The sequence below is a fragment of the Pseudomonas sp. LB3P31 genome (assembly GCF_054897945.1).
This window is the reverse complement of sequence record NZ_CM142710.1, coordinates 4,050,289-4,073,607: the sequence shown is the minus strand read 5'-3', so window position 1 is coordinate 4,073,607 and position 23,319 is coordinate 4,050,289. Positions and strand designations below refer to the sequence as shown.

Here is a 23,319-nt window from a genome sequence, read left to right as displayed (position 1 = left end):
CTCATTCTGGTTATTGATATCGAGGTTGAAACAATCGCTGCGGGCTACCCGCGGTTATCCTGCGCCATCACAAACTGCCGGCAGCGCTCGCTGCGCGGGTCGAGCAATACTTGCGAAGGTGGGCCCTCTTCCTCGACCCGCCCCTGATGCAGGTAAATCACCTTGCTCGACACATCCCGGGCAAAGGCCATCTCGTGAGTCACCAGAATCATCGTGCGCCCCTCTTCGGCAATGCCCTGGATCACCCGCAGCACTTCGCCCACCAACTCAGGGTCGAGGGCCGATGTCGGCTCATCGAACAACATCACTTGCGGGCGCATGGCCAAGGCCCGGGCAATGGCCACCCGCTGCTGCTGCCCTCCGGAAAGGAACGCCGGGTAAACATTGCGCTTGTCGATCAAGCCGACTTTTTCCAGCAACTGTTCGGCGTGCGCAATGGCTTCCTTACGGTCCTCGCCGAGCACGTACACCGGCGCTTCGATGACGTTTTCCAGCACCGTGCGGTGCGGCCACAGGTTGAAGCTCTGGAACACCATGCTCAGGCGGGTACGCAAGCGCTCGACCTGACGCGGGTCGGCGACCTGCGCGACGCCATTGCGGCCGGTTTTCAAGCCAACCGTTTCGCCGTTGATTCTCAGGCTACCGCTGCAGGGGATCTCCAACAAATTGATACAGCGCAACAAGGTACTTTTGCCCGAGCCGCTGGAGCCGATCAGCGAGACCACTTCACCTTCGTTGGCGCGCATCGAAATGCCCTTGAGCACGTGGTGATCGGCATAGCTTTTGTGCAGGTCGTCGATGGCGACAACCGAGGTATCCGTTTGCTGCTGCGGGATGTTCACGTTGAGTGCTTGCACGTCTGGCTCCTCGAATTCTTGTTGTTATGCGAACTACTCGTCTTCCCGGGCAGGGATCCACCATTCCTCGCCGCGCACGGTGCGGATGTACTCCGGCCAGCGAAAACGATGGGGCGCCTGGAAATCAGCCGGCAATAAGGGTGCCTGCCAATGCTCGCCACCTATGCCACCGCCGGTGCGCTGGTTGAATTCGGCCTTGGCGGCGCCCAGCAACTCGTCCCGGCAGAACAGATCGAGCAAGGTGGTGGCGATGGTTTTCGACGCCACGTCAATCATCGGGTCGATGGTCTGGGGTATGCCGCCCAAGGCGTTGGAAACCCAGTCCGGGTACACGTGGCCTGCGGGCGCGGCAAGCATCGGCCGAGCCACCAACAGGCGCACCGTCGGGCAATGCCAGGTGTATTCGGGATAGTCGTCGGATGTCAGGTACTTTTGCCATGCGGGCATTTGCAGGCGCATCTGCCGCTCGCATTCCTGCGGCTCGATCAATTGTTCGATGGCGGGCAGGAACGGTTCGGCCATCGGCTCCAGGCCCAGGTTGCCCTGGATTTCCCGGGCGATATCGCAGGCTTCGCGTCCCCACTGTGGGGCACCGATAGCGGCCAGGTTGTCATAGGTCGCCTGCGCCAGCACATGGTTGGCCAGACCGCCGCGGGATTTGCACACCCAGGTCTTTTTCCACTGGCAGCCGGTCGCCATTGCAGCGGCGGCGGCGTTGTTGTCCATCACTGAAGAAATGGTTTCGGCTTGTTCGATCGAATCGCAACGCAGCAGATACTGGATCTGCGACAAGTGCGGTGGCAGGTTATCGGCCGTGGCCTGCCCGGCCGTGAGGATTGCTTCGTTGTAACTCCACAGGCCGGTAAACGGCAGTGTCGAGCGGCGCAGGCTTTCGTTGAGGCTATAGAAGTGCATCAACGCATCGTTGGCCCCCGGCGCACGTGCAGCCAGATGGTTCTGCGGAATCGGGCTGTAGCGGTCGGCGGCAATCCAGTTTTCCGGATCCTCGCAGGTGAAGCTGTAGATGTAGGCGTAGGCGATACCGCAGTGGGTATCCCAGGTGGTGGTGTTGTTGAGCGGCAGCATGTAGGTGGGGTGAAAGCTGATGGCCGCATCGAGATCGTCGTAGTAACCCTTGGCGGCGTGCACCGGCTTGGAGGCGCGGAGTTTTTCCGCGGGCTCACCAAAGAAACGAATGGTGCCCTGGATGCCGAACTCGAGCATCGTCGCCTTGGCCGCCAGCACGCCGCCCAGCGCACTGATGCCCAGCGCCGAATGCGGATCGGTGTGGCCCGGGGCAAAACGCGACAAACCATCGCGGGGCATTTTGCGCGTGGTGGCGGCCTGGCAGTTGCCCGGCACCGCGTCGTATTCAGCATAGGTCGCCAGTACCGGTCCGTCGCCATTGCTGAAGGTGGCGCAGAAGGCGGTCGGCATGCCGCCGCTGCCTTCTTCTACGGTGAAACCTTCTTTGCGCAACAACTCCACGTACCAGGCGCAGGATTTGTATTCGCGAAACGCCGGTTCCGCGAAGTGCCAGATAATCTGGTGCCAGTCCGACAGTTGTTGACGATGCCGTTCGATCCAGTTCAGGGCAAAGCTTTTTTGCAGTTCCATGCGGTTCACTCCCTCGATTTCAGCGGCGTTATGCTCAGGCAGACAAGAAGGCGGCGGCGTCCAGTTCCAGCAGCACCGGCTGACGGGTATCGGTCAGACTGACAAGCACCTCGCGCAATTGCTCGCGACTGCGTACCGGCAGATGCTGTACGTGGCAGGACTTGGCCAGGGCGACAAAGTCCGGGGGCAGGATGTCGACACCCAGTGGAGGAATATCACGGGTGGTCATGTAGTCGCGGATCTCGGCGTAGCAGTGGTTGTTCCACAGCACCACGATCACCCCGGCCCCGGCCTCCCGCGCGGCAATCAGTTCGGCACTGGAGAACTGCATGCCGCCGTCGCCCACCACGGCGATGACAGGTCGCTCGGGCATGGCCAGCTTGGCGCCGATGGCGGCCGGCAAGCCGTAGCCCAGGGTGCCGAAACCGGTGCCGGCGTTAAACCAGCTATTGGCCTGGGGTGCGCGATAACCCAACGCGCCCTGATAAACCGGTTGGGTCGAGTCGCCCACCACAATCGGCGCCGGCAGGCTGTCGCGCAGGGTGTCGAGCATCAGCTGCATGACGTTTTGTTTGGCGCTCCAGCCGGCACGTTCGGCAGCGTTGACCCGGGCGACGCTCTCTTGTGCCCAGTCACTGGCAGTTGCTGGCGGGAGTGCGGCCAGCAACGCTTGCAAACCTTGCTCGGCATCGCCCAGCAAGCCGACGTCGGCCCGCGCCGCACCGAGAATCTGCAGCGGATCGATGTCCAGGCGAATCAGCGGCGCATTCAACACCAAAGGCCCGAGGCCAAAAAAGTCGTAGTCGGTTTCCCCCAGTTCAGTGCCCACCGCCAGCACCACATCGGCCTCTGCAAACAGCGCCCGACCATGGGCCGACGATTGCACGCCATCGAGCAGCAGCGGGTGTTCGGGGGCCAGCAGGCCACGGGCGTTGGTGGTCAGCGCGACTGCGGCCTGAAGGCGCTCGGCCAGGGCTTGCAGCGCCTGGCCGGCACGGCGTGCGCCGCCGCCGGCAAGGATCAATGGCTTGCGCGCCGACTTCAGCAACTTCACCGCCGCATCGATGTTCGCCGTCGCCGGAGCCGGCGCTTGCGGCAAGGTACGCGGGCGCAAATCGAGGTCGTCGGCGGGCATTTCCAGCACGTCCAGAGGGATTTCGATGTGCACCGGACGCGGACGGGCGCAGCTGAACAGCGCAAAAGCACGGGCCAGCACTTCCGGCAGATCCTGGGGACGCTGCAGGGTATGGCTAAAGGCGCAAACCCCGGAGACCACGGCGCGCTGGTCGGGCATTTCGTGCAGATAACCATGGCCCAGTCGCTGGTGCTCCCGACGGCTGGTGGTGGAGATCACCAGCATCGGCACCGAATCGGCGTAGGCCTGCCCCATGGCGGTGAGGATATTGGTCATGCCCGGGCCGGTAATGATGAAGCACACCCCCGGCTTGCCGCTGGCGCGGGCATACCCGTCGGCCATGAAGCCAGCACCCTGCTCATGCCGCGGACTGATGTGGCACAACGAGCTGCCGTGCAGGCCGCGATACAGCTCAACCGTGTGCACGCCGGGAATGCCGAATACCGATTCCACACCGTAGCCTTCAAGCAAACGCACAAGCGCCTGAGCACAACTGGTCATGCGAGCACCTCTTATTTTTCTTATGGAGGTCAGGCGCAAAGCGCCTGAATCGAGGGCTCTAGTATTGGTGACAAAAAAATTACATCAATCAAATTAAATTCGCGCAATTGTCCAATTTATTTGAACAGATTCGCCCTCGGGCGAGGGATCGACAGGATCATTTGGCTCACCATTGAGGCGCAAATTATTCGATTGTGGGGGGCATTTAATTTCTTAAAGATGGCTCGACTACCCCCGCAAGGAAGACCCATGCGCGTCGCACACCATCCTCTGTTGACTCGCACCCCCTGCACCCGGCGCGAACTGATCAGCCTGCACTACGGCCAGGCGGGCCGTGCCGGCAAGGTGTACCTGCAAGCCAGCTTGCATGCCGACGAACTGCCCGGGATGCTGGCGCTGCATCATTTGCGGCAATTGCTCGATCGCGCCGAGGCGCATGACGAGATCCTCGGCGAAATCGTGCTGGTGCCTATCGCCAACCCGATCGGCCTGGAACAAACCCTGATGCACGATGCCATGGGCCGTTTTGACTTCAACAGTGGCGAGAACTTCAACCGCCGATACCCTGATCTGGCCGCGATGGTCGCCAATCGGCTGGCCGACAAGCTGACTGAGGAGCCTGATCAGAACGTTCAGATTATTCGCCGTACCATGCTCGATGCACTGCAACAGCTGCACCCCGGCAGCGAGATCGATTCCCTGCGCCGGGCGCAATTGCTGCTGGCTGTCGACGCCGATGTCGTCCTCGATCTGCATTGCGATGCGCAGGCTGTGGTCCACCTCTACGCAGAGACGCCTTGCCGGGAGCAAATCGAACCGCTGGCTCGCTACATCGGCGCCCAGGCCACGTTGCTCGCCGACGGCAGCGGCGCCGGCTCATTCGACGAAGCCTGCGGCCAGCCGTGGTGGAGACTGGCAGAACAGTTCGCCGGCCGCGTACCTTCGGGTTGCCTCGCCGCAACCGTCGAGTTGCGTGGCGAAGCCCTGGTCGAGCACGCACTGGCTGCCCAGGACGCGGCAGCCCTTTACGCCTTCCTGCAATACCGCGGCATCATCAAGGGTACTCCTCCACCCATGCCTGCCCTGCCCCACCCGGCCACTCCCTTCGAAGGCTCACTTACCCTGCGTGCGCCCTGTGCCGGACTGGTGGTGTTCCTGCATCAGCCTGGCGCCTGGATTGAATGTGCTGAGCCAGTGGTCCACATCATTGATCCCATTAGCGGTGTTACCCAAGTGGTGTGCAGTGCAGTCAGCGGCTTGATGTACATGCGCAGTGCGATCCGCTTTGCGGCGGCCGGGGTCGAGCTGTGCAAGGTGGCGGGGGCGACGGTGCTGGAGGGTGGGGTGAGCGTTTCTGCGTGATCTCGATCACCGATCGGGCGCGATCAGCTGGCACAACTTGGCTGTCGCCTCGACCATCTGCCCACTCGGCCGCTCCAGACCTTTGTCAGTGACCAGCAGCAATTGCCCTCGTGCCACCGCCGCCACTTGCGGCCAGGTTTTCCACTGATCGAGCTGTGCCTGGTCGCTGGCCAGAATCACCTCGGGATTACGCTGCAACACAGCTTCCACGCTGACCTGCGGTGCTGGCAGTTCGAGGTCGGCAAACACATTGCGTGCCCCGCACACCTCAAGCGCATCACTGATGATCTGCCCTCCACCGACGGTGTACAGCGGCCGATCCCAGACCTGATAAAACACCCGCAGCGGCTCATCGCGATGGTAGCGCTGGCGCAGTGCAGCAAGGCGCGCTCGCAGGCTGGCCGCCAATGCCACGCCGCGCTCGGGTCGCCCGAGCTGCGCGGCAATCGCTTCGATCTGCGCCGTGAGTTGTTGCAGGTCATGGGGTTCGGCAACGAAGGTGGGAATGTGCAGGCGCTTGAGCTGTTCACGCTGGGCGGGGCCGGCGCTGCCGGGCCACAGCAACAACAAATCGGGCTGGAGGCTGAGCAGGCGCTCAATGTCCAGCTGGCCGTAACGACCGACCGAAGCCAAATGGCTCAGCCCGGGCGGACGCTCGCCGGCATCCAGCACGCCCACCAGCAGATCTGCGGAATTCAGTTCAGCAACGATTTCAGTCAGGGACGGCGCCAGGCTGACCACCCGTTCGACCGCTGCAGCGTTGCCGCTCACAGCCAGCAGCAACACCGCCAGCCAATAACGCAACATCAGCCGAGCTGACGCGGGATACGGTAGAGGTAGAACAGCACGGCGGTCGACAGCGCCAGCAAAAACAGCGGCACGGCTTCCAGGCCGACAAACACCGCCAGCGCGCCGATCCAGGCGGGCAGGCCGGCGACCAGGAACGCACTGCGGCGCCTGGCGGCCAAGGCAACCCAGGCGGCGGGCTCTTCAGGGGTATCGAGGGCTTTTTGCGTGGCGATCAGCGCGTGTTTGTAGGCACCGAAAAATTTCAGGCTGACAAACATCGACGCGACGCCGGCAATGAACAAAGGCATCGCCAGCACGGGCAGGATCGGCTCGCTCTGGCCGAACACGCCGTTAATCACGAACAGCGGCACCAGCGCCAGCGCCAGGTATTGCCACCAGTTGACGGACAGCCGCCGCCGGACCTGGCCGCGGGTCACGCCCGATCTACCTCGCCCTGATGCTCGTTGCCCATCATGTGGTCGAGCTTGCTGGCCTTGGTCGCCAGGTAGAGCTTGTTGTGCGGATTGTGCCCGGTGTGCAGCGGCACGCGCTCGGCGACCACGATACCCATGTCGGTCATGGCTTTGACCTTGCGCGGGTTGTTGGTCATCAGGCGCAGGGACTTCACTCCCAGATGTTCGAGCATCGGCAGGCACATGGCGTAGTCGCGCTGGTCAGCAGCGAAGCCCAGGCGTTCGTTGGCTTCAACGGTGTCGGCACCGCCGTCCTGCAGTTCATACGCACGGATCTTGTTCAGCAGACCGATACCGCGACCTTCCTGGCGCAGGTACAGCAACACCCCGCGGCCTTCACGGGCGATAGCCTGCAGGGCAGCTTCGAGCTGCGAGCCGCAGTCGCAACGCTGACTGAACAGGGCATCGCCGGTCAGGCATTCGGAGTGCAAGCGACCGAGTACCGGGGCACCGTCATCGAACTCACCCAGGCTTAGGACAACGTGCTCGCGTCCGTTCTCTTCATCGAGAAAGCCGTGCATGGTGAATTGCGCAAAAGGCGTTGGCAGCTTGGAAGCGGCGACAAAAACGACAGGCACCGGTGTGCTCCTGATCTATAGGTACTGGAGATTCGCAGACGCGGCATTGTAACAGCAGGTTCCAGCAGACGCTCAGGCTGAATTATTGAGCATAACGATCAAGAAGTTTGATCTCCGGCCACCTCTTTCCCCTGTGGGAGCTAGCCTGCCAGCGATTGCGGTGTGCCAGTCGGCGTCAATAACTGTTAGACCGCCATCGCGAGCAGGCTCACTCCTACAGGGATATGAGTTCAATCTGGGGAGAATGGGTATGGCTGCTTCCACTTCTCGAATATCGGCTTGAGCTGCCCGTTTTTCACCAGCTCTTCCATGCGCTGATCGAATAACGCCATCAGCGCGCGGGCATTCGGGTTATCCGAAAAGCACAGATACAACGGCAACTCCGCGACATGCGTGCGGCGAAACTGCGAAGGATCCTTCGCGCGACTGACTACGTAATTTATTTCGGTCAGGGCGTCGATGTAATAGTCGGCCCGGTTGTAGGTCAGCATCGATAGAATCCCGGTACGCCGGATCACTTCGTTGTAACGGGTGACGTTGGGCAGATACGCCTGATACTGGTAGCCACGCACCCACGCGAGTCGATAGCTTCCAAGGGTCTCAAGGGTCGGCGCGGGATTACTGGCCAGGCCCAGGGCGTAGATGTGATCGGTGTCGTAGTTCCAGCGTGGGTAGAGCAGATCGCTGACTTCATCACGATAACCGCCGACGCAGGCATCGACTTCGCCCCGCTGGGCCAGACCAATGGAACGCATGTAGGGTTCGGAGCGGATGTCCAGCTTCACACCGGCGGGCTCGAACACTTCGCGCAATACGTCCCAGGCCAGGCCATGGCCATCGGCCGCGGTATAGTCGTCCCACTCTTCGCTGGCCAGGTGGATAACGGAAGGCGGCGCCAGCTCATTCGCCTGCACCCACGAGCAAAGCATCGCGAAAATCATCACCGCCAAACCGCGCCGAGCCATTCCCTGTCTCCCTGATCAGTCCCTCAAGCGAAAAGCCACACCAGGCCTTGCATCGCCAGCCAGGCAAACACGCCGGCCAGCACATCATCGAGCATGATCCCGACCCCGCCGTGCACGTGCCGGTCGATCCAGCGAATCGGCCACGGTTTGAGGATGTCGAAGAAGCGGAATACCAGGAAACCTGCGAGCAACCAGTACCAACCTTCCGGTACCAGCCACAAGGTGATCCACATGCCGACCATCTCGTCCCAGACGATCCCTTCGTGGTCGTGCACGCGCAGATCGTCGGCGACCTTGCCGCACAGCCAGAAGCCGAACAGCATGGTGATGCCCAGCATCAGCCAGTAACCCCAATCGGGCAGCATCTGCCATAAAGGGATAAAGGGTAGCGCAACTAACGACCCCCAGGTGCCCGGTGCTTTTGGCAGGGTGCCCGAGCCAAAGCCGAACGCCAGGAAATGCCAGGGATTGCGCCAGACCGACGGCGGTACGAATTCCGCCGGGACCTGTTTGGGATGATCTGTCACGGTGTCTCCCGAAAATGTTGGTAACCCCGGGTTTGCGGGGTGATGTCTCGTCCATCGGCGTCCAGCAGCGTCACGCCTTGACCACTGACTACACGTCCGACCACATGGATCGGCCAGCCGTCGGCCAACAATCCAGGCAATTCGACGGACGGTAGGGTAAACGCCAGCACGTAATCGTCGCCACCGCTCAAGGCGGCGTCTTCGGCGCCTGCCTGACCGAGGAAGGCCACCAGCGGTGCAGAGACAGGCAGCTTACTCCGCTCGACCTGAACACCCACCTTCGAAGCGAGTGCTATGTGCCCGCAATCGGCGAGCAGACCGTCGGAGATATCCAGCGCCGAGGTCGCCTTGCCCCGTAGCGCTTGCCCCAAGGCCAGCTGCGGTTGCGGCGACCAGTAGTGCGCCAGCAGCGGCTCGGCAATCGACGCTTCGGCCGTGCGCTGGCCAAGCACCAGTGGCAAGGCTCCTGCAGCGTTGCCCAACTCGCCGCCCACGCATAGCAGGTCACCCGGCTGCGCGCCGCTGCGGACCAAGGCTGCACCGCTCGGCACCCGGCCAAACACGGTCATGGTCAGGCTCAGCGGGCCACGGGTCGTGTCGCCCCCCACCAGTGCCACGCCGCAGCCCTGGGCCATGAGGTTCAAACCACGGGCGAAGGCCTGCAACCAATCGGCAGTCACCGTCGGCAATGTCAGGGCAAGAGTAAAGGCAACTGGCGTGGCGCCCATGGCGGCCAGGTCGCTGACAGCCACGGCAAGCGAGCGCTGGCCGAGCAGAAAAGGGTCGCAAGGATCTGCGAAATGCACACCGGCCACCAGGGTGTCGGTGGAAATGGCCAACTGCTCCCCGGGGGGAACAGCGAGCAAGGCGCAGTCGTCGCCGATTCCAAGTGCAACGCCCTCGCCGCCTTGCGCACAAGGCGCGGCGGCGAAGAAATTGCGGATCAGCTCAAACTCACCCATCGCGATAGCAAGCGCCGGTTAGCGCTTGAACGCCTTCACTTCAGCTTCACGCAGGCGCGGGGCCAGCTTGTCGAGCACGCCGTTGACGAACTTGTGACCGTCGGTGGAACCGTAGACTTTCGCCAGTTCGATGCCTTCGTTGATCACTACGCGGTACGGCACGTCGACCCGCTTGAGCAGCTCCCAGGTGGACAGGCGCAGTACGCACAGTTCAACCGGGTCGAGCTCTTCGATGGTCAGGTCCAGGCACGGGGTCAGCGCGGTGTCGATCTCGGTCAGGCTGGCCGGAACACCGTGCAGGATGTCGTGGAAGTAGCTGGCATCGGCGAAGGTGAAATCGTTGTCGACGCGGAACTGCGCCTCGATTTCATTCAGCGAAGTCTTGGCCATGTGACGCTGGTACAGCGCTTGAGTCGCCAGCTGGCGGGCAGCCCGGCGCTTTTCGCTTTTCGAAGGCTTGCCGGCGTCCGCTGGACGAGGGTCGCGCGGGTTGAAACGATCGCTTTCGTCGCTAATCACTTGGCCTCCAACTGCGCCAGCAGGCTGACCATTTCCAGGGCGGACAGGGCAGCTTCAGCACCTTTGTTGCCGGCTTTGGTGCCGGAACGTTCGATGGCTTGTTCAATGGAGTCGACGGTCAGGACGCCAAAAGCGACCGGTACGCCAAATTCCATGGACACCTGGGCCAGGCCCTTGGTGCATTCGCCAGCGACGTATTCGAAGTGCGGGGTACCGCCACGAATGACTGCGCCCAGGGCGATGATTGCAGCGTACTCGCCCTTCTGAGCGACTTTTTGCGCAACCAGCGGGATTTCGAAGGCGCCAGGGGCACGGATGATGGTGATGTCGCTTTCGCTTACGCCGTGGCGAACCAGGGCATCCACTGCACCGCTGACCAGACTTTCAACAACGAAGCTGTTGAAACGGCCTACTACCAAAGCGTAGCGGCCTTTAGGGGCGATGAAGGTACCTTCGATGGTCTTCAGGGTCATTCGTTAGATCTCTTAAAGAGCCGGGACGCGCTTTCTACGCGTCCCTCAGTGATATTTGAACCGCGAATCGGGACCGGAAACACCCAGGTCTTATTCGGAGGGCACGTATTCTACAACTTCCAGATCGAAACCGGATATCGCATTAAATTTCATTGGCGCACTCATCAGGCGCATTTTGCGCACGCCCAGGTCCCGGAGGATCTGCGAACCGGCACCGACGATGCTGTAGGTGGTCGGTTTTTTCACGACGGCCTGGTCGGCCGTCTCGCGGATGTGCGCAAGCAATACGTCGCCATCGAGCGGGTGACCGAGCAGCAGCACCACGCCACTGCCGGCCTCGGCGACCGCAGCCATCGCGGCACGCAGGCTCCAGCGCCCAGGCTGCTTGACCATCAGCAGGTCGCGCAGCGGGTCCATGTTGTGCACGCGAACGAGGGTCGGCTCGTCGGCGCACACGGTGCCCAGGGTCAGCGCCATGTGCACGTCACCTTCCACGGAATCACGATAGGTCACCAGGTTGAATTGGCCCAGTTCGCTGTCCAGCGGCTGCTCGGCAATCCGCTGAACGGTACGTTCGTGGATCATCCGGTAGTGGATCAGGTCAGCGATGGTGCCGATCTTGATGTTGTGTTCGGCGGCAAAGGCTTCCAGTTCGGCGCGACGGGACATGGTGCCGTCGTCGTTCATCACTTCGCAGATCACTCCGCTCGGCTCGAAACCGGCCATACGCGCCAGGTCGCAAGCGGCTTCGGTATGGCCGGCGCGGGCCAGGGTGCCGCCGGCCTGGGCCATCAGCGGGAAGATGTGGCCAGGGCTGACGATGTCTTCGGCCTTGGCGTCTTTCGCGGCAGCCGCCTGCACGGTGCGCGCACGGTCGGCAGCGGAGATGCCGGTGGTCACGCCGGTGGCCGCTTCGATGGACACGGTGAACTTGGTGCCGAAACCGGAACCGTTGCGTGGCGCCATCAGGGGCAGCTTCAACAGTTCGCAGCGCTCGCGGCTCATCGGCATGCAAATCAAACCACGGGCGTGCTTGGCCATGAAGTTGATGTGTTCAGCCTGGCAGCACTCGGCGGCCATGATCAGATCGCCTTCATTCTCGCGGTCTTCGTCATCCATGAGGATGACCATCTTGCCTTGGCGGATGTCTTCAACCAGTTCTTCGATGTTATTGAGCGCCACAAGGCACCCCCTTGATTCAGGATTTGAGGTAGCCGTTGGCGGCCAGAAAGCTTTCGGTAATGGTGCTGCCAGCAGTCGACTCTGCAGCCTTGTCGCCCAGCAGCAGGCGCTCCAGGTAACGGGCCAGCAAGTCGACTTCCAGGTTCACCCGGCGACCTGGCTGGTAGGCAGCCATGATGGTCTCGCTCAAGGTGTGCGGGATGATCGTCAGCATGAACTCGGCGCCATCGACTGCGTTCACGGTCAGGCTGGTGCCGTCGACGGTGATCGAGCCTTTATGGGCGATGTACTTGGCCAGGTCTTTTGGCGCGCGGATGCGAAATTCCACGGCCCGCGCATTCTCGGTGCGCGCAACCACTTCGCCGACGCCGTCGACGTGGCCGCTGACCAGGTGTCCGCCAAGACGCGTGGTTGGGGTCAGGGCTTTTTCCAGGTTGACCGGGCTGCCGCTTTTCAGGTCATTCATTGCGGTGCAATCGAGGGTTTCACGACTGACGTCCGCAGCGAAACCATTGCCTGGCAGCTCCACCGCAGTCAGGCAAACGCCGTTGACCGCGATGCTGTCGCCCAGTTTGACGTCGCTCAGGTCGAGCTTGCCGGTTTCTACATAAACCCGCACATCTCCGCCTTTTGGGGTCAATGCACGAATACTGCCGATGGATTCGATGATGCCGGTAAACATGGAGTCCTCCTCGAGAACGGGCCAGCGCTGTGGCGATGGCGGGGAATTATACGCTTGCTGCTGGTACAGGAATGGCAGTGACCCGCCAGTCATCGCCAACCGCACGAATTTCGGTGATTTTAAGCTCGGGCGCATCTTTCATTTGCGCAAGCGGCCAGTCCAGCAGCGGTCGTGCGGATGAGCCGAGGAACTTGCCGGCGATGAAAATCTGGAACTCGTCCACCAGGCCTTGTCGGGCAAATGCACCCGCCAGGCGCGGTCCCGCTTCGACCAGTACTTCGTTGACCCCGCGAGCGGCCAGCTCGACCAGCAGTTTGCGCAGGTCGACCTGGCCATCGTCACCGGCCACGATCAGGCATTCCGGGCCGTTGGCGTACTGCTCTTCGACCGCCATGCACGTGGCGACCAAGGCTGGGCCGGCCTTGAAAAACGCCGAGTCGAGGGGTACCCGCAGGCGGCCGTCGATCAGTACGCGCAAGGGCGGACGGCTCATGGCCAGGGCGGTTTGTTCAGCATCCAGGCCCAGTTCGTCGGCACGTACGGTCAAGCGCGCGTTGTCCGCCAGCACGGTGTCCGCACCGGTCAGCACCACACTGGCCTGGGCTCGCAGGCGTTGAACCGCCGAGCGCGCCGCTGGCCCGGTGATCCACTGGCTTTCGCCGCTTTCCATCGCCGTGCGACCGTCGAGACTCATGGCCAGCTTCACCCGCACCAACGGCAAGCCATGTTCCATGCGTTTCAGGAAACCTTCATTTAGCTTGCGCGCCTCGCCTTCCAGCACGCCGCTTGCGATGGCGATGCCGGCCTGGGCCAGGCGCTGCATGCCGCGACCAGCCACCGCCGGGTTGGGATCCTGCATCGCCGCGACCACCCGCGCCAGACCGGCATTCACCAGTGCATCGGCGCACGGCGGCGTGCGGCCATGATGGCTACAAGGCTCCAGCGTCACGTAGGCGGTGGCCCCGCGGGCCTTGTCGCCGGCAGCACGCAGCGCATGGACTTCGGCATGCGGCTCGCCGGTGCGCTCGTGCCAGCCTTCGCCGACAATCTGCCCGTCGCGCACGATGACGCAGCCGACCCGTGGATTAGGGTGGGTCGTGTAGTGACCCTTGCGCGCCAGTTCCAGGGCGCGGGCCATGTAATGGGCATCGAGGATGGCAAGTTCTGCGGATGTGCTCATTCTTTCACCGGCTCACGGGCCAGGCGATCGATCTCTTCGCGGAACTCGTTGAGGTCCTGGAAGCGTCGATACACGGAGGCAAAACGAATGTAGGCGACTTCATCGAGCTTTTGCAGCTCGGCCATCACCAGTTCACCGACCACCAGGGATTTCACCTCGCGCTCGCCGGTGGCTCGCAGTTTGTGTTTGATATGCACCAGCGACGACTCAAGGCGTTCGACACTCACCGGACGTTTTTCGAGGGCACGCTGCATGCCGGCGCGGAGTTTTTCTTCGTCGAACGGCTGACGACTGCCGTCGGTTTTGATCAGGCGCGGCAACACCAGTTCAGCGGTCTCAAACGTCGTGAAGCGTTCGCCGCAGGCCAGGCATTCACGCCGGCGGCGCACCTGTTCGCCCTCGGCGACCAGACGCGAGTCGATGACCTTGGTGTCGTTGGCACCGCAGAAGGGACAGTGCATGGTGGCAGGCAACAAAAAAAGGGAGGGCCATGGTAGCGCATCCCGGTGGCAAGACAAGCCATAGGGTTTGCGGTATACAGACTGGCTATATCGACCGATCCATGGATTTCACCTTGCTGGAGCCGCAAATGCCACTAAGACCGCTCGTATTACTCAGCCTTTTCAGCCTGCTGGTGGCCTGCGGCACTGATGCGCCCAAGCCCCAGCCGCCGACTCCGGGCCCCGCACCGCAACAAGCGCAGAAGAAAGCCCGGGAATCCGCCGCCCTCGGTCCGCTCCCGGCTTATCAGCGTGAACTGAGCGGCACGTTGCAAGGCGTACCGGCCGGCGCCGAAGTCGAACTGGCGCTGCTGGTGATCGATGACAAAGACCGCCCGCAGCAATTACTTGCCAGCTCCAGCCTGATCGGCACCAATCAGGTTCTGCCGTTTCACCTGCGCTTCAATCCGGAATCCTTTCCGGCAGGCCAACGGGTGGAGCTGCGTGGCCGCGCCAGCCAGTCGGGGCAGCTGATTTTGCACTTGCCGTCGCAGGTCATCACCCAACCAACCACCCAGGCCGTGGGCCAGCTGCAATTCGTCAAAGCGCCATGATTGCACCGCTCGACCTGCAGCAGGCACTGGGAGAACTGCTGGGTGACGCGCAACTGGTACCCGTGGCATTGCCCGGGACCGAGCTGAAACTCTGGCTGATCGACGGCGACAACATGGACCGCGCCTTCAGCCCGGAAGAAACCCGGCGCATCCTGCATGAGCCGCCGTACTGGAGTTTCTGCTGGGCCAGCGGCCTGGCAGTAGCGCGTTACCTCGCAGAACACCCACAGTGGGTCGCAGGTAAACGCGTGCTGGACTTCGGCGCCGGCTCCGGGGTGGCGGCAATTGCCGCCGTCAAGGCCGGGGCACTGGAAGTGGTGGCCTGTGATCTCGACCCCCTGGCCATCGCCGCATGTCGGGCCAATGCTCAACTCAATGACGTGGAACTCAGCTACTCGACGGATTTTTTTGCCGAGGCGGATCGGTTTGACCTGATTCTGGTGGCCGACGTTTTGTACGACCGGGCGAACCTGCCGTTGCTTGATGAGTTTCTGAGCCGTGGCCAGCAAGCGCTTGTGGCAGATTCGCGGGTTCGGGATTTTCGCCATCCGTTATATCAACGCATCGAGATGCTGGAAGCGATGACCCTGCCGGATCTGGCTGAGCCAGAGGAGTTTCGGCATGTAAGCCTCTACCATGCGCGACGCGGCTAAAAGCATCGCGAGCAGGCTCACTCCCACCCTGGATCTGCGCCATACCGAAAATCCCTGTAGGAGTGAGCCTGCTCGCGATGGCAATGTAGCCGGCGCCGCAGAACTTGAGGCCACCCCGCTTTCGGCCACACCCCGCGAAGTCGTATAGTTGCCCCATTAACGCTTCCAAGAGATCCCCCATGAGTCAGGAAACGCCGTACATCTTCGACGCCACCACCGCCGATTTCGACCAGTCGGTGATCGAGAACTCATTCCACAAACCGGTCCTGGTGGATTTCTGGGCCGAGTGGTGTGCGCCCTGCAAGGTGCTGATGCCGATGCTGCAGACCATTGCCGAGAGCTACCAGGGCGAACTGCTGCTGGCCAAGGTCAACTGTGATCTGGAGCCGGACATCGTCGCCCGCTTTGGCATTCGCAGCCTGCCGACCGTGGTGCTGTTCAAGGACGGCCAGCCGGTCGACGGCTTTTCCGGTGCACAGCCGGAATCCGCAGTGCGCACCCTGCTTGAGCCGCATGTACAAATGCCGCCACCGGCAGCCGCCGATCCGTTCGAACAGGCTCAGGCGCTGTTCGACGACAGCCGCTTCGCCGATGCCGAAGCGGTGCTCAAAGTGCTGCTGGGCGAAGACAATAGCAACGCCAAGGCGCTGATTCTCTACGCCCGCTGCCTGACCGAACGAGGCGAACTGGCTGACGCGCAAGCGGTGCTCGACTCGGTGAAAAGCGACGAACACAAGGCCGCCCTGGCCGGTGCCAAGGCGCAAATCCAGTTCCTCGGCCAGGCCAAGGGCCTGCCGGATGCCGCAGACCTGAAAGCGCGCCTGGCGAAAAATCCTCAGGACGACGAAGCCGTCTATCAGCTGGCCGTCCAGCAACTGGCCCGCCAGCAATACGATGCGGCGCTGGATGGGTTGCTCAAGCTGTTTATCCGCAATCGCAGCTACAGCGAGGGCCTGCCACACAAGACCCTGTTGCAGGTGTTCGAGCTGCTGGGCAATGACCACCCGTTGGTGACCACGTACCGTCGCAAGTTGTTTGCTGCGCTGTATTAAAGGTCAAAAGATCGCAGCCTCGCTTCGCTCGACAGCTCCTACAGGGGGATATCGTCCCCACCCTGTAGGAGCTGTCGAGTGCAACGAGGCTGCGATCTCTACGATTTACTCGACCCAGCTATAAAGCGGCGTATCACCCCCGCTAACCACCTTCACATCCGCACAATGACGCAGCCTCACCAGCAAACGCTTGCCTGACGCCGCACTGCCGGTCAAACCTTCCAGCTGTTCAAGCAAGTCCGGCCCACTCAATTGCCCAGCCTTGCGCAACAAATCCTTGGCGATCTGCCACAACGCATCATCCTGATTAACCGGTTTCGCCACAGGCGCACTGACCTCAACCGGGGTGACCTGCAACTGCGCGCCGAGCCGTGCCCAGTCGCCGTCGTCCATCTCCAGCGTCAAATCCACCGGCCATTCGCCGATCTTTCCGCGTAAACGCAACATAAGCCTGCTCCCGCACATTTCTTCATTCCATGCTCCCATGGGACTTGTGCAACGCCAAGCAGCCAGTCAAACTCTCCGCACTTACGTTATAAGATCACATAACATTTAATTTATCTTTCCTGTCCGGAGAATTCCCATGCGTCGTCTGCTGCTCGCTTTGCCGTTCGCCCTGTTGCCGCTGACTACGGCTCACGCCGCCGAAGCCCATGATCACGAGCATGACCACGAGCATGGCAGCCTCGAAGCCCATGAGCACGGCGTTGGCCGCTTGAACGCAGCGCTGGACGGCCAGACGCTGGAGCTGGAACTGGAAAGCCCGGCCATGAACCTGGTGGGCTTCGAACACCTGGCTACCACCGATGCCGACAAGGCCAAGGTCGCCGCCGCCCGCGCACAACTGGAACAGCCCCTGGCCCTGTTCAGCCTGCCAAAAGCTGCCGGCTGTGTGGTTGCCACCCAGGAGCTGGAAAGCCCGTTGTTCGGTGACAAGCCGGACGCCGATGATGATCACGCTGAAGCGGCCAAGGGCGAGCATCACCACGATCACAGCGAAATCCACGCCCACTACCATTTCACCTGCTCGACACCGGGTGCGCTGAAGACCCTGGACCTGGCGAATATCTTCAATACCTTCCCGGCCACCCAGAAAATTCAGGTACAACTGATCGGCCCGAACGGGCAGCAAGGGGTTGAAGTAACGGCCAAAGCGGCAGCCCTTAAATTCTAATTCACCCCGATTGCCTGTAGGAGCTGTCGAGTGCAACGAGGCTGCGATCTTTTGATCTTGCGGTTAAAAAAACAAAGTCAAAAGATCGCAGCCTCGTTGCACTCGGCAGCTCCTACGGGATTAATCACGCGCATGAAACCGGTGTTATGACCCAAGCACTCATCGAACTGTCCGACCTGGGCTTCAGCTGGCCCGGCCATCCGCCATTGCTCGACATCCCGGCGTTTCGTCTGGAAGCCGGCGAGACCCTGTTCCTCAAAGGCCCCAGCGGCAGCGGCAAAACCACCCTGCTGGGCCTGCTCGGTGGCGTGCAGAAACCCGATCGCGGCAGCATCCGCCTGCTCGGCCAGGAACTGACCGAACTATCCGCCGGTGCCCGCGATACGTTTCGCGTCGATCACACCGGCTACATCTTCCAGCAGTTCAACCTGCTGCCGTTCCTCTCGGTGCGCGAGAACGTCGAGCTGCCTTGCCATTTCTCCAGGCTGCGTGCCGACCGCGCAATCCAGCGTCATGGCAGCGTCGACCAGGCCGCCGCCACCCTGCTCGCCCATCTCGGTTTGAAAGACCCGAAACTGTTGAGCCGACGCGCCGATTCCCTGTCCATCGGCCAGCAACAACGCGTTGCCGCCGCTCGGGCACTGATCGGCCAGCCTGAGCTGGTGATCGCCGACGAGCCGACCTCGGCGCTGGACTACGACGCCCGGGAAAACTTCATTCGCCTGCTGTTCGCTGAATGTCGCGAAGCCGGCTCGAGCCTGTTGTTCGTCAGCCACGACCAGAGCCTGGCGCCGCTGTTCGACCGTCACCTGTCCCTGGCCGAGCTCAACCGCGCCGCCACGCCCGAAGAGGTTTGAGATGTATCTGTTTCGTCTAGCCATGGCCAGTCTGGCTAACCGCCGCTTCACTGCGATCCTGACTGCGTTCGCGATTGCCTTGTCGGTCTGCCTGCTGCTGGCGGTAGAGCGTGTACGCACCGAAGCCAAGGCCAGTTTCGCCAGCACCATTAGTGGTACCGACCTGATCGTCGGCGCGCGCTCCGGCTCGGTGAACCTGCTGCTGTACTCGGTATTTCGCATCGGCAATGCCACCAACAACATCCGCTGGGACAGCTTCGAACACTTCGCCAACAACCCGAAAGTGAAGTGGGCCATCCCGATGTCCCTCGGCGATTCCCATCGCGGTTATCGGGTGATGGGCACCACCGAGGCGTACTTCGAGCACTACCAGTACGGCCGCGAGCAACACCTGCAACTGGCCGACGGCCGCGCATTTGCCACGGATCCTTTTGAAGTGGTGCTCGGCGCCGAAGTGGCGGATGCGTTGCACTACAAACTTGGCGACAAGCTGGTACTGGCCCACGGCGTCGCGGTGATCAGCCTGGTCAAGCATGATGACAAACCTTTCACCGTAGTCGGCATTCTCAAACGCACCGGCACTCCCGTGGACCGAACGCTGCATATCAGCCTCGGCGGCATGGAAGCGATTCACGTCGACTGGCATAACGGCGTGCCCGCTCAAGGCAAAGGCCGCATCAGCGCCGATCAGGCGCGCAACATGGACCTGACGCCGCAGGCGATCACCGCCTTCATGCTAGGGCTCAACAGCAAGATTTCCACCTTCGCCGTTCAGCGCGAGATCAATGAATTCCGCGGTGAACCGATGCTTGCGATCCTGCCCGGGGTCGCCTTGCAGGAGTTGTGGAGCCTGATGAGCACCGCGGAAAAAGCCCTGTTCGTGGTGTCGCTGTTCGTGGTGCTGACCGGTTTGATCGGCATGCTCACGGCGATTCTTACCAGCCTCAACGAGCGCCGGCGCGAGATGGCCATCCTGCGCTCGGTGGGCGCCCGGCCTTGGCATATCGCTTCCCTGCTGGTGCTGGAAGCGTTCGCCCTGGCATTGTCCGGGGTGATCGCCGGCGTGGCACTGTTGTATGTGTGCATCGCCGCCGCCCAGGGTTACGTACAGGCCAATTACGGTTTGTATTTGCCGCTGGCGTGGCCAAGTGAATATGAATGGACGCTGCTCGGTGGCATTCTGGGCGCCGCGTTGCTGATGGGCAGCGTTCCGGCCTGGCGCGCCTATCGCCAATCCCTCGCGGATGGCCTGTCGATCCGTTTATGAGGAAGTTGAAAATGCCCCGCGCTTTGCTCGCGCTGTTGCTGCTGGTTGCCCTGCCCCTCTGGGCAGCCGAGCCCAAGGACCTGACCTGGTCGGAAATGATTCCGCCGGACGCGGCACCGGAAGTGCCGAACATGACGCCGCTGCACGACCTGTCGCAGATGAGCAGTGCGCTGTCTGCCGAGTCGGCGCCAGCGGCGAAGCAGGACCTGCCGAACGCTCCGGTGGTGCAGAAGCTCGATGGGCAGAATGTTCGCCTGCCGGGTTATATCGTGCCGCTTGAAGTCAGCGAGCAAGGCCGAACCACGGAGTTTCTGCTGGTGCCGTACTTCGGCGCCTGCATCCACGTGCCGCCCCCGCCTTCCAACCAGATTGTCCATGTGAAAAGCGCGGTGGGTGTGAAGCTGGATGAGCTGTATCAGCCGTACTGGATCGAGGGTGCGCTGCAGGTGAAGGCGTCGAGCAGCGAGTTGGCGGATGCGGGGTATCAGATGGAGGCGGACAAGATTTATGCGTATGAATTGCCGGAGTGAGTCTGGTGGTTCTGTGCTGTTTGATCGATAGCTATCGCGAGCAGGCTCGCTCCCACATCGGATTTACGCATCCCCCCTGTAGGAGCGAGCCTGCTCGCGATGGGGCCCGCAAACCTTGAGCAAAAACCCGGCTCATCACCCTTTCATTGAGCTGCATCAACAGACCTGATCCTTAGCCGCCTTACCATTGGACATCGAAAACTTTTAACGTCCTTTGGAGCCCCCATGCACAAGTCATTGCTCAGCGCTTCGTTGTTTGCCCTCGCGCTCGCAGCCCCGCTCGCCCATGCCCACGACGCTGGCGACATCATCGTTCGTGCCGGTGCGATCACCGTCAACCCTAAGGCCGACAGCTCCAGCGTCAAGGTCGACCAGGGCCCGTTGGCAGGTGCCGACCTGGGTGGCAAGGCCACCATGAGCAGCGATACGCAGCTGGGCTTGAACTTCGCCTACATGATCGATAACAACTGGGGCATCGAACTGCTCGCCGCCTCGCCGTTCGAGCACGACGTGAAGATCAAGGGCACCGCCCTGGGCGCGGCCAACGGCAAACTCGGTTCGCTGAAACACCTGCCGCCAACCCTGAGCGTGGTGTACTACCCGCTGGATCATAAATCCGTGTTCCAGCCGTATGTCGGCGCCGGCATCAACTACACCTGGATCTACGACGAACACGTCGGCAGCGAAGCCAGTGCCAACGGTTTCAGCAACTTCAAGGCGGAAAACTCCTGGGGCATGGCGTTCCAGGTGGGTGCCGACTACATGATCACCGACAACATCATGCTCAACGCCCAGGTGCGCTACATCGATATCGACACGACTGCGACCGTGGAAAACAATGCGGTGGCACCGGGCACTCGGGCCAAGGTTGACGTGGATGTTGATCCGTTCATCTACATGGTTGGGCTCGGTTACAAATTCTGAACCGCCATCGCGAGCAGGCTCACTCCTACAGGGGGGTACGCATGCCCATGTAGGAGTGAGCCTGCTCGCGATGGCGTCAGCACAGACCACGAAAATCCAGAAACAAAAAAGGCGCCTTTTCCATTGCAGCAAAAATCAGCGCCCCAACAACCGCGCCAACCCCACGCTCATCGGCGTCTGCTCCGGATAAGTAAACCGCTCAAGCAACCGCCGATTATTCGCCCGCGAATGACGAATATCCCCCGAGCGCGCCGGCCCGTAGCTCACCGGCGGCAGCTCCCCCACCACCGCTTCCAGCGCGTGCAGCATCTGCTTGAGCGTAGTCGCCTGGTTCCAGCCGACATTGATCGCGCCTACCTCAACCCGCGGCTTTTCGATGGCTTGCACCAGCAGGTCGACCAGGTCTTCGACGTAGACAAAATCCCGGGTCTGCTCGCCGTCACCAAACACGGTGATCGGCAGGCCTTTCTGCGCCCGCTCGCTGAAGATGCTGATCACCCCGGAATACGGCGAGGACGGGTCCTGGCGTGGGCCGAAGATATTGAAGAAACGGAAGATCACCGGTTCCAGGCCATGCTGGCGCCGGTAGAAATCAAAATAATGCTCGCTCGCCAGTTTGTCCGAGGCATAGGGTGTCAACGGCGACTTGGGCGTGTCTTCATCGATCGACTCGCCTTCACCGTTGTTGCCATAGACCGCCGCGCTGGAGGCAAACAGCACGCGTTTGACGCCAGCCTGGCGCATCGCTTCGCAGACGTTCAGCGAGCCAATGAAGTTGCTCTGGTGGGTCTTCACCGGATCATCGACCGAGGCCTGCACCGAAGCGACTGCCGCCAGGTGCGCGACGGCGCTGCAACCAACCATCGTCCGGGCGACCAGTGCTGCATCGGCTACGTCGCCGACGATCAACTCGACCCTGGGATTGTCCAGCGGCAGGTTGCTGCGCTTGCCGGTGGACAGGTCGTCTAGGATTCGCACCGAATGCCCCTTGGCGAGCAAGGCGTCAGTCAGGTGCGAGCCGATGAACCCGGCACCGCCGGTGATGAGAATTGAGCCGTCAGCCATGGCGATAGAACCTGTCCAGTAAGCCAGGGAGCGCCGCACGCCAGGCGCGCGGCTTGATTCCGAACGTGTGCAGAATTTTCTTGCACGCCAGCACCGCATGTTGCGGTTCTTCGCCAGCGTCCGGGCGCGCGGCGTGAGCCTGGGCGGTCGGCGCTTCGATGGCCAGCGGGTGCAGGTTGCGAGCTTCGGTGAGGATAGCCTGCCCCAGCGCCAGCGGCGTAGTCGCCTCATGCCCGGCGTAATGGTAGGTGCCCCACAGCGGAGCTGCACAATCAAGTTGCTTGAGCACCGAAATAATGACCCGGGCGGCGTCGTCGACCGGCGTCGGATTGCCCCGGCGGTCGTCGGCCAGCAGCAGTTCTTCAGGTTGTTCGGCGCGTGCCAGGAAACGCCCAAGGGCGCCGTCGGCGCTGTCATCGAGCAGCCAGCCGAAACGCAGCAGTACGTGCTGCGGGCACGTGGCGCGTACGCTTTGCTCGATGCGCCACAGGGACTGGCCGCGCAGACCCAACGGCACCGGCTCGTCTTTTTCGCTGTAGGCGGTGGCCCGGGAACCGTCGAACACGCGATAGCTCGATGGCTGCACCAGGACGATGTTGTGGTGCTGGCAGAGTTCGGCCAGGCGCTCGATCGCACGTTCCTGGCCGGCCAGGCGCTGTTCGCTGACCGCCTCCGCCTGGAACCAGTCGAAGTAGTAGGCAAGGTTGATCAGCGCGTCGGGGCGGGTGTCGTCGAGCAATTGCGTCAGGCTCGCGGCATCCCAGCCGTCTTGCGGCGGGCGGGGGGCGAGGAAACCGATGTCTTCCTCCGCACCGAGGCGAATCAGCGCCTGCCCAAGGGCATTTCCGCCACCCAGTAACATAAGGCGCATTCGCATAGAGTCAGCAGGCCCAGTCTGATTGGAACGATGGCTTTTAGACAGCACCCAGGGTGATGTCATT

At 62.0% G+C, this 23,319-nt stretch carries 27 protein-coding genes; 9 read left to right on the top strand and 18 right to left on the bottom strand.

All coding sequences use genetic code 11. From position 1 onward, the window contains the following. Positions 1-44: 44 nt before the first annotated feature. The 3 genes from ACYZTK_RS18500 to ACYZTK_RS18490 are packed head-to-tail and all read right to left on the bottom strand — an operon-like array spanning position 45 to position 4,110. Positions 45-857 carry an ABC transporter ATP-binding protein gene (locus tag ACYZTK_RS18500; protein ID WP_462011169.1) on the bottom strand — a complete coding sequence of 271 codons (813 nt, stop codon included), beginning with the start codon at positions 855-857 and terminating at the stop codon, positions 45-47. Positions 858-890: 33 nt separating this feature from the next. Then, positions 891-2,474 carry a zinc-binding metallopeptidase family protein gene (locus ACYZTK_RS18495; protein WP_462011168.1) on the bottom strand — a complete coding sequence of 528 codons (1,584 nt, stop codon included), beginning with the start codon at positions 2,472-2,474 and terminating at the stop codon, positions 891-893. Positions 2,475-2,508: 34 nt separating this feature from the next. Next, entirely contained in the window at positions 2,509-4,110 is a 1,602-nt protein-coding gene (locus ACYZTK_RS18490) for a 5-guanidino-2-oxopentanoate decarboxylase (RefSeq protein ID WP_462011167.1), read from the bottom strand. Positions 4,111-4,359: 249 nt separating this feature from the next. On the opposite strand from ACYZTK_RS18490, the gene ACYZTK_RS18485 reads away from it, so the two are divergent. Beyond that, the gene (locus ACYZTK_RS18485; protein WP_462011166.1) at positions 4,360-5,472 is read left to right on the top strand and encodes a succinylglutamate desuccinylase/aspartoacylase family protein; all 1,113 of its coding nucleotides are present in this window, start codon (positions 4,360-4,362) and stop codon (positions 5,470-5,472) included. Positions 5,473-5,478: 6 nt separating this feature from the next. Here ACYZTK_RS18485 and ACYZTK_RS18480 read toward each other — a convergent pair whose 3' ends face one another. From ACYZTK_RS18480 to nrdR, 12 genes are all read right to left on the bottom strand, one after another. Next, positions 5,479-6,279, bottom strand: a complete 801-nt coding sequence (locus ACYZTK_RS18480) for a helical backbone metal receptor (RefSeq protein WP_462011165.1) — start codon at positions 6,277-6,279, stop codon at positions 5,479-5,481. Continuing rightward, positions 6,279-6,698 (bottom strand): MFS transporter, encoded by a 420-nt coding sequence (locus ACYZTK_RS18475; protein ID WP_462011164.1) that lies wholly within the window; start codon positions 6,696-6,698, stop codon positions 6,279-6,281. Before ACYZTK_RS18475 ends, ACYZTK_RS18480 begins: the two co-directional genes overlap by 1 nt. After that, positions 6,695-7,312: a GTP cyclohydrolase II gene (gene ribA, locus ACYZTK_RS18470; RefSeq protein WP_462011163.1), complete on the bottom strand. Its 618-nt coding sequence runs from the start codon at positions 7,310-7,312 to the stop codon at positions 6,695-6,697. Before ribA ends, ACYZTK_RS18475 begins: the two co-directional genes overlap by 4 nt. A gap of 230 nt (positions 7,313-7,542) precedes the next feature. Continuing rightward, positions 7,543-8,277, bottom strand: a complete 735-nt coding sequence (locus tag ACYZTK_RS18465; protein ID WP_462011162.1) for a substrate-binding periplasmic protein — start codon at positions 8,275-8,277, stop codon at positions 7,543-7,545. A 23-nt stretch (positions 8,278-8,300) separates the two neighbouring features. After that, positions 8,301-8,804, bottom strand: a complete 504-nt coding sequence (locus ACYZTK_RS18460) for a phosphatidylglycerophosphatase A family protein (RefSeq protein ID WP_085697647.1) — start codon at positions 8,802-8,804, stop codon at positions 8,301-8,303. Beyond that, complete coding sequence (gene thiL, locus ACYZTK_RS18455) at positions 8,801-9,766, bottom strand: thiamine-phosphate kinase (protein WP_462011161.1); 966 nt, start codon at positions 9,764-9,766, stop codon at positions 8,801-8,803. The genes ACYZTK_RS18460 and thiL overlap by 4 nt, the downstream gene beginning before the upstream one ends. 18 nt (positions 9,767-9,784) lie before the next feature. Next, positions 9,785-10,285, bottom strand: a complete 501-nt coding sequence (nusB, locus tag ACYZTK_RS18450) for a transcription antitermination factor NusB (protein ID WP_462011160.1) — start codon at positions 10,283-10,285, stop codon at positions 9,785-9,787. Next, entirely contained in the window at positions 10,282-10,758 is a 477-nt protein-coding gene (gene ribH, locus ACYZTK_RS18445; RefSeq protein ID WP_003185938.1) for a 6,7-dimethyl-8-ribityllumazine synthase, read from the bottom strand. The genes nusB and ribH overlap by 4 nt, the downstream gene beginning before the upstream one ends. A 90-nt stretch (positions 10,759-10,848) precedes the next feature. Next, positions 10,849-11,940 carry a bifunctional 3,4-dihydroxy-2-butanone-4-phosphate synthase/GTP cyclohydrolase II gene (gene ribBA / locus ACYZTK_RS18440; RefSeq protein ID WP_462011159.1) on the bottom strand — a complete coding sequence of 364 codons (1,092 nt, stop codon included), beginning with the start codon at positions 11,938-11,940 and terminating at the stop codon, positions 10,849-10,851. Between the two features lie 16 nt (positions 11,941-11,956). After that, entirely contained in the window at positions 11,957-12,622 is a 666-nt protein-coding gene (locus ACYZTK_RS18435; protein WP_462011158.1) for a riboflavin synthase, read from the bottom strand. A gap of 46 nt (positions 12,623-12,668) precedes the next feature. Beyond that, positions 12,669-13,802, bottom strand: a complete 1,134-nt coding sequence (ribD, locus tag ACYZTK_RS18430; protein ID WP_462011157.1) for a bifunctional diaminohydroxyphosphoribosylaminopyrimidine deaminase/5-amino-6-(5-phosphoribosylamino)uracil reductase RibD — start codon at positions 13,800-13,802, stop codon at positions 12,669-12,671. Then, positions 13,799-14,263: a transcriptional regulator NrdR gene (gene nrdR / locus ACYZTK_RS18425; protein ID WP_003228656.1), complete on the bottom strand. Its 465-nt coding sequence runs from the start codon at positions 14,261-14,263 to the stop codon at positions 13,799-13,801. Before nrdR ends, ribD begins: the two co-directional genes overlap by 4 nt. A gap of 128 nt (positions 14,264-14,391) precedes the next feature. Between nrdR and ACYZTK_RS18420 the strand changes: the two genes are divergently transcribed. The 3 genes from ACYZTK_RS18420 (at position 14,392) to trxA (ending at position 16,561) form a co-directional block, all read left to right on the top strand. Then, a complete protein-coding gene (locus ACYZTK_RS18420) occupies positions 14,392-14,856 on the top strand; it encodes a YbaY family lipoprotein (RefSeq protein WP_462011156.1) in 465 nt (154 codons plus the stop codon). Beyond that, a complete protein-coding gene (locus tag ACYZTK_RS18415) occupies positions 14,853-15,509 on the top strand; it encodes a class I SAM-dependent methyltransferase (RefSeq protein WP_462011155.1) in 657 nt (218 codons plus the stop codon). Before ACYZTK_RS18420 ends, ACYZTK_RS18415 begins: the two co-directional genes overlap by 4 nt. A gap of 179 nt (positions 15,510-15,688) precedes the next feature. Further along, a complete protein-coding gene (gene trxA, locus ACYZTK_RS18410) occupies positions 15,689-16,561 on the top strand; it encodes a thioredoxin (protein ID WP_462011154.1) in 873 nt (290 codons plus the stop codon). 105 nt (positions 16,562-16,666) lie between these two features. Here trxA and ACYZTK_RS18405 read toward each other — a convergent pair whose 3' ends face one another. Then, the gene (locus ACYZTK_RS18405; RefSeq protein ID WP_462011153.1) at positions 16,667-17,008 is read right to left on the bottom strand and encodes a hypothetical protein; all 342 of its coding nucleotides are present in this window, start codon (positions 17,006-17,008) and stop codon (positions 16,667-16,669) included. A 136-nt stretch (positions 17,009-17,144) separates the two neighbouring features. On the opposite strand from ACYZTK_RS18405, the gene ACYZTK_RS18400 reads away from it, so the two are divergent. The 5 genes from ACYZTK_RS18400 (at position 17,145) to ACYZTK_RS18380 (ending at position 21,313) form a co-directional block, all read left to right on the top strand. Next, positions 17,145-17,735, top strand: coding sequence for a DUF2796 domain-containing protein (locus tag ACYZTK_RS18400; RefSeq protein WP_462011152.1), 591 nt, complete (start codon positions 17,145-17,147; stop codon positions 17,733-17,735). A gap of 146 nt (positions 17,736-17,881) precedes the next feature. After that, positions 17,882-18,592 carry an ABC transporter ATP-binding protein gene (locus ACYZTK_RS18395; protein WP_462011151.1) on the top strand — a complete coding sequence of 237 codons (711 nt, stop codon included), beginning with the start codon at positions 17,882-17,884 and terminating at the stop codon, positions 18,590-18,592. A gap of 1 nt (position 18,593) precedes the next feature. Beyond that, entirely contained in the window at positions 18,594-19,859 is a 1,266-nt protein-coding gene (locus ACYZTK_RS18390; RefSeq protein ID WP_462011150.1) for an ABC transporter permease, read from the top strand. A gap of 11 nt (positions 19,860-19,870) precedes the next feature. Continuing rightward, positions 19,871-20,389: a DUF3299 domain-containing protein gene (locus ACYZTK_RS18385; protein ID WP_462011149.1), complete on the top strand. Its 519-nt coding sequence runs from the start codon at positions 19,871-19,873 to the stop codon at positions 20,387-20,389. A 225-nt stretch (positions 20,390-20,614) separates the two neighbouring features. Next, a complete protein-coding gene (locus ACYZTK_RS18380; protein ID WP_462011148.1) occupies positions 20,615-21,313 on the top strand; it encodes an OmpW/AlkL family protein in 699 nt (232 codons plus the stop codon). A 135-nt stretch (positions 21,314-21,448) separates the two neighbouring features. On the opposite strand, the gene ACYZTK_RS18375 is transcribed toward ACYZTK_RS18380, so the two are convergent. Both ACYZTK_RS18375 and ACYZTK_RS18370 read right to left on the bottom strand, forming a co-directional pair. Beyond that, positions 21,449-22,378, bottom strand: a complete 930-nt coding sequence (locus tag ACYZTK_RS18375) for an NAD-dependent epimerase/dehydratase family protein (protein ID WP_462011147.1) — start codon at positions 22,376-22,378, stop codon at positions 21,449-21,451. Further along, the gene (locus ACYZTK_RS18370; RefSeq protein ID WP_462011146.1) at positions 22,371-23,255 is read right to left on the bottom strand and encodes a sugar nucleotide-binding protein; all 885 of its coding nucleotides are present in this window, start codon (positions 23,253-23,255) and stop codon (positions 22,371-22,373) included. Before ACYZTK_RS18370 ends, ACYZTK_RS18375 begins: the two co-directional genes overlap by 8 nt. Positions 23,256-23,319: the final 64 nt, after the last annotated feature.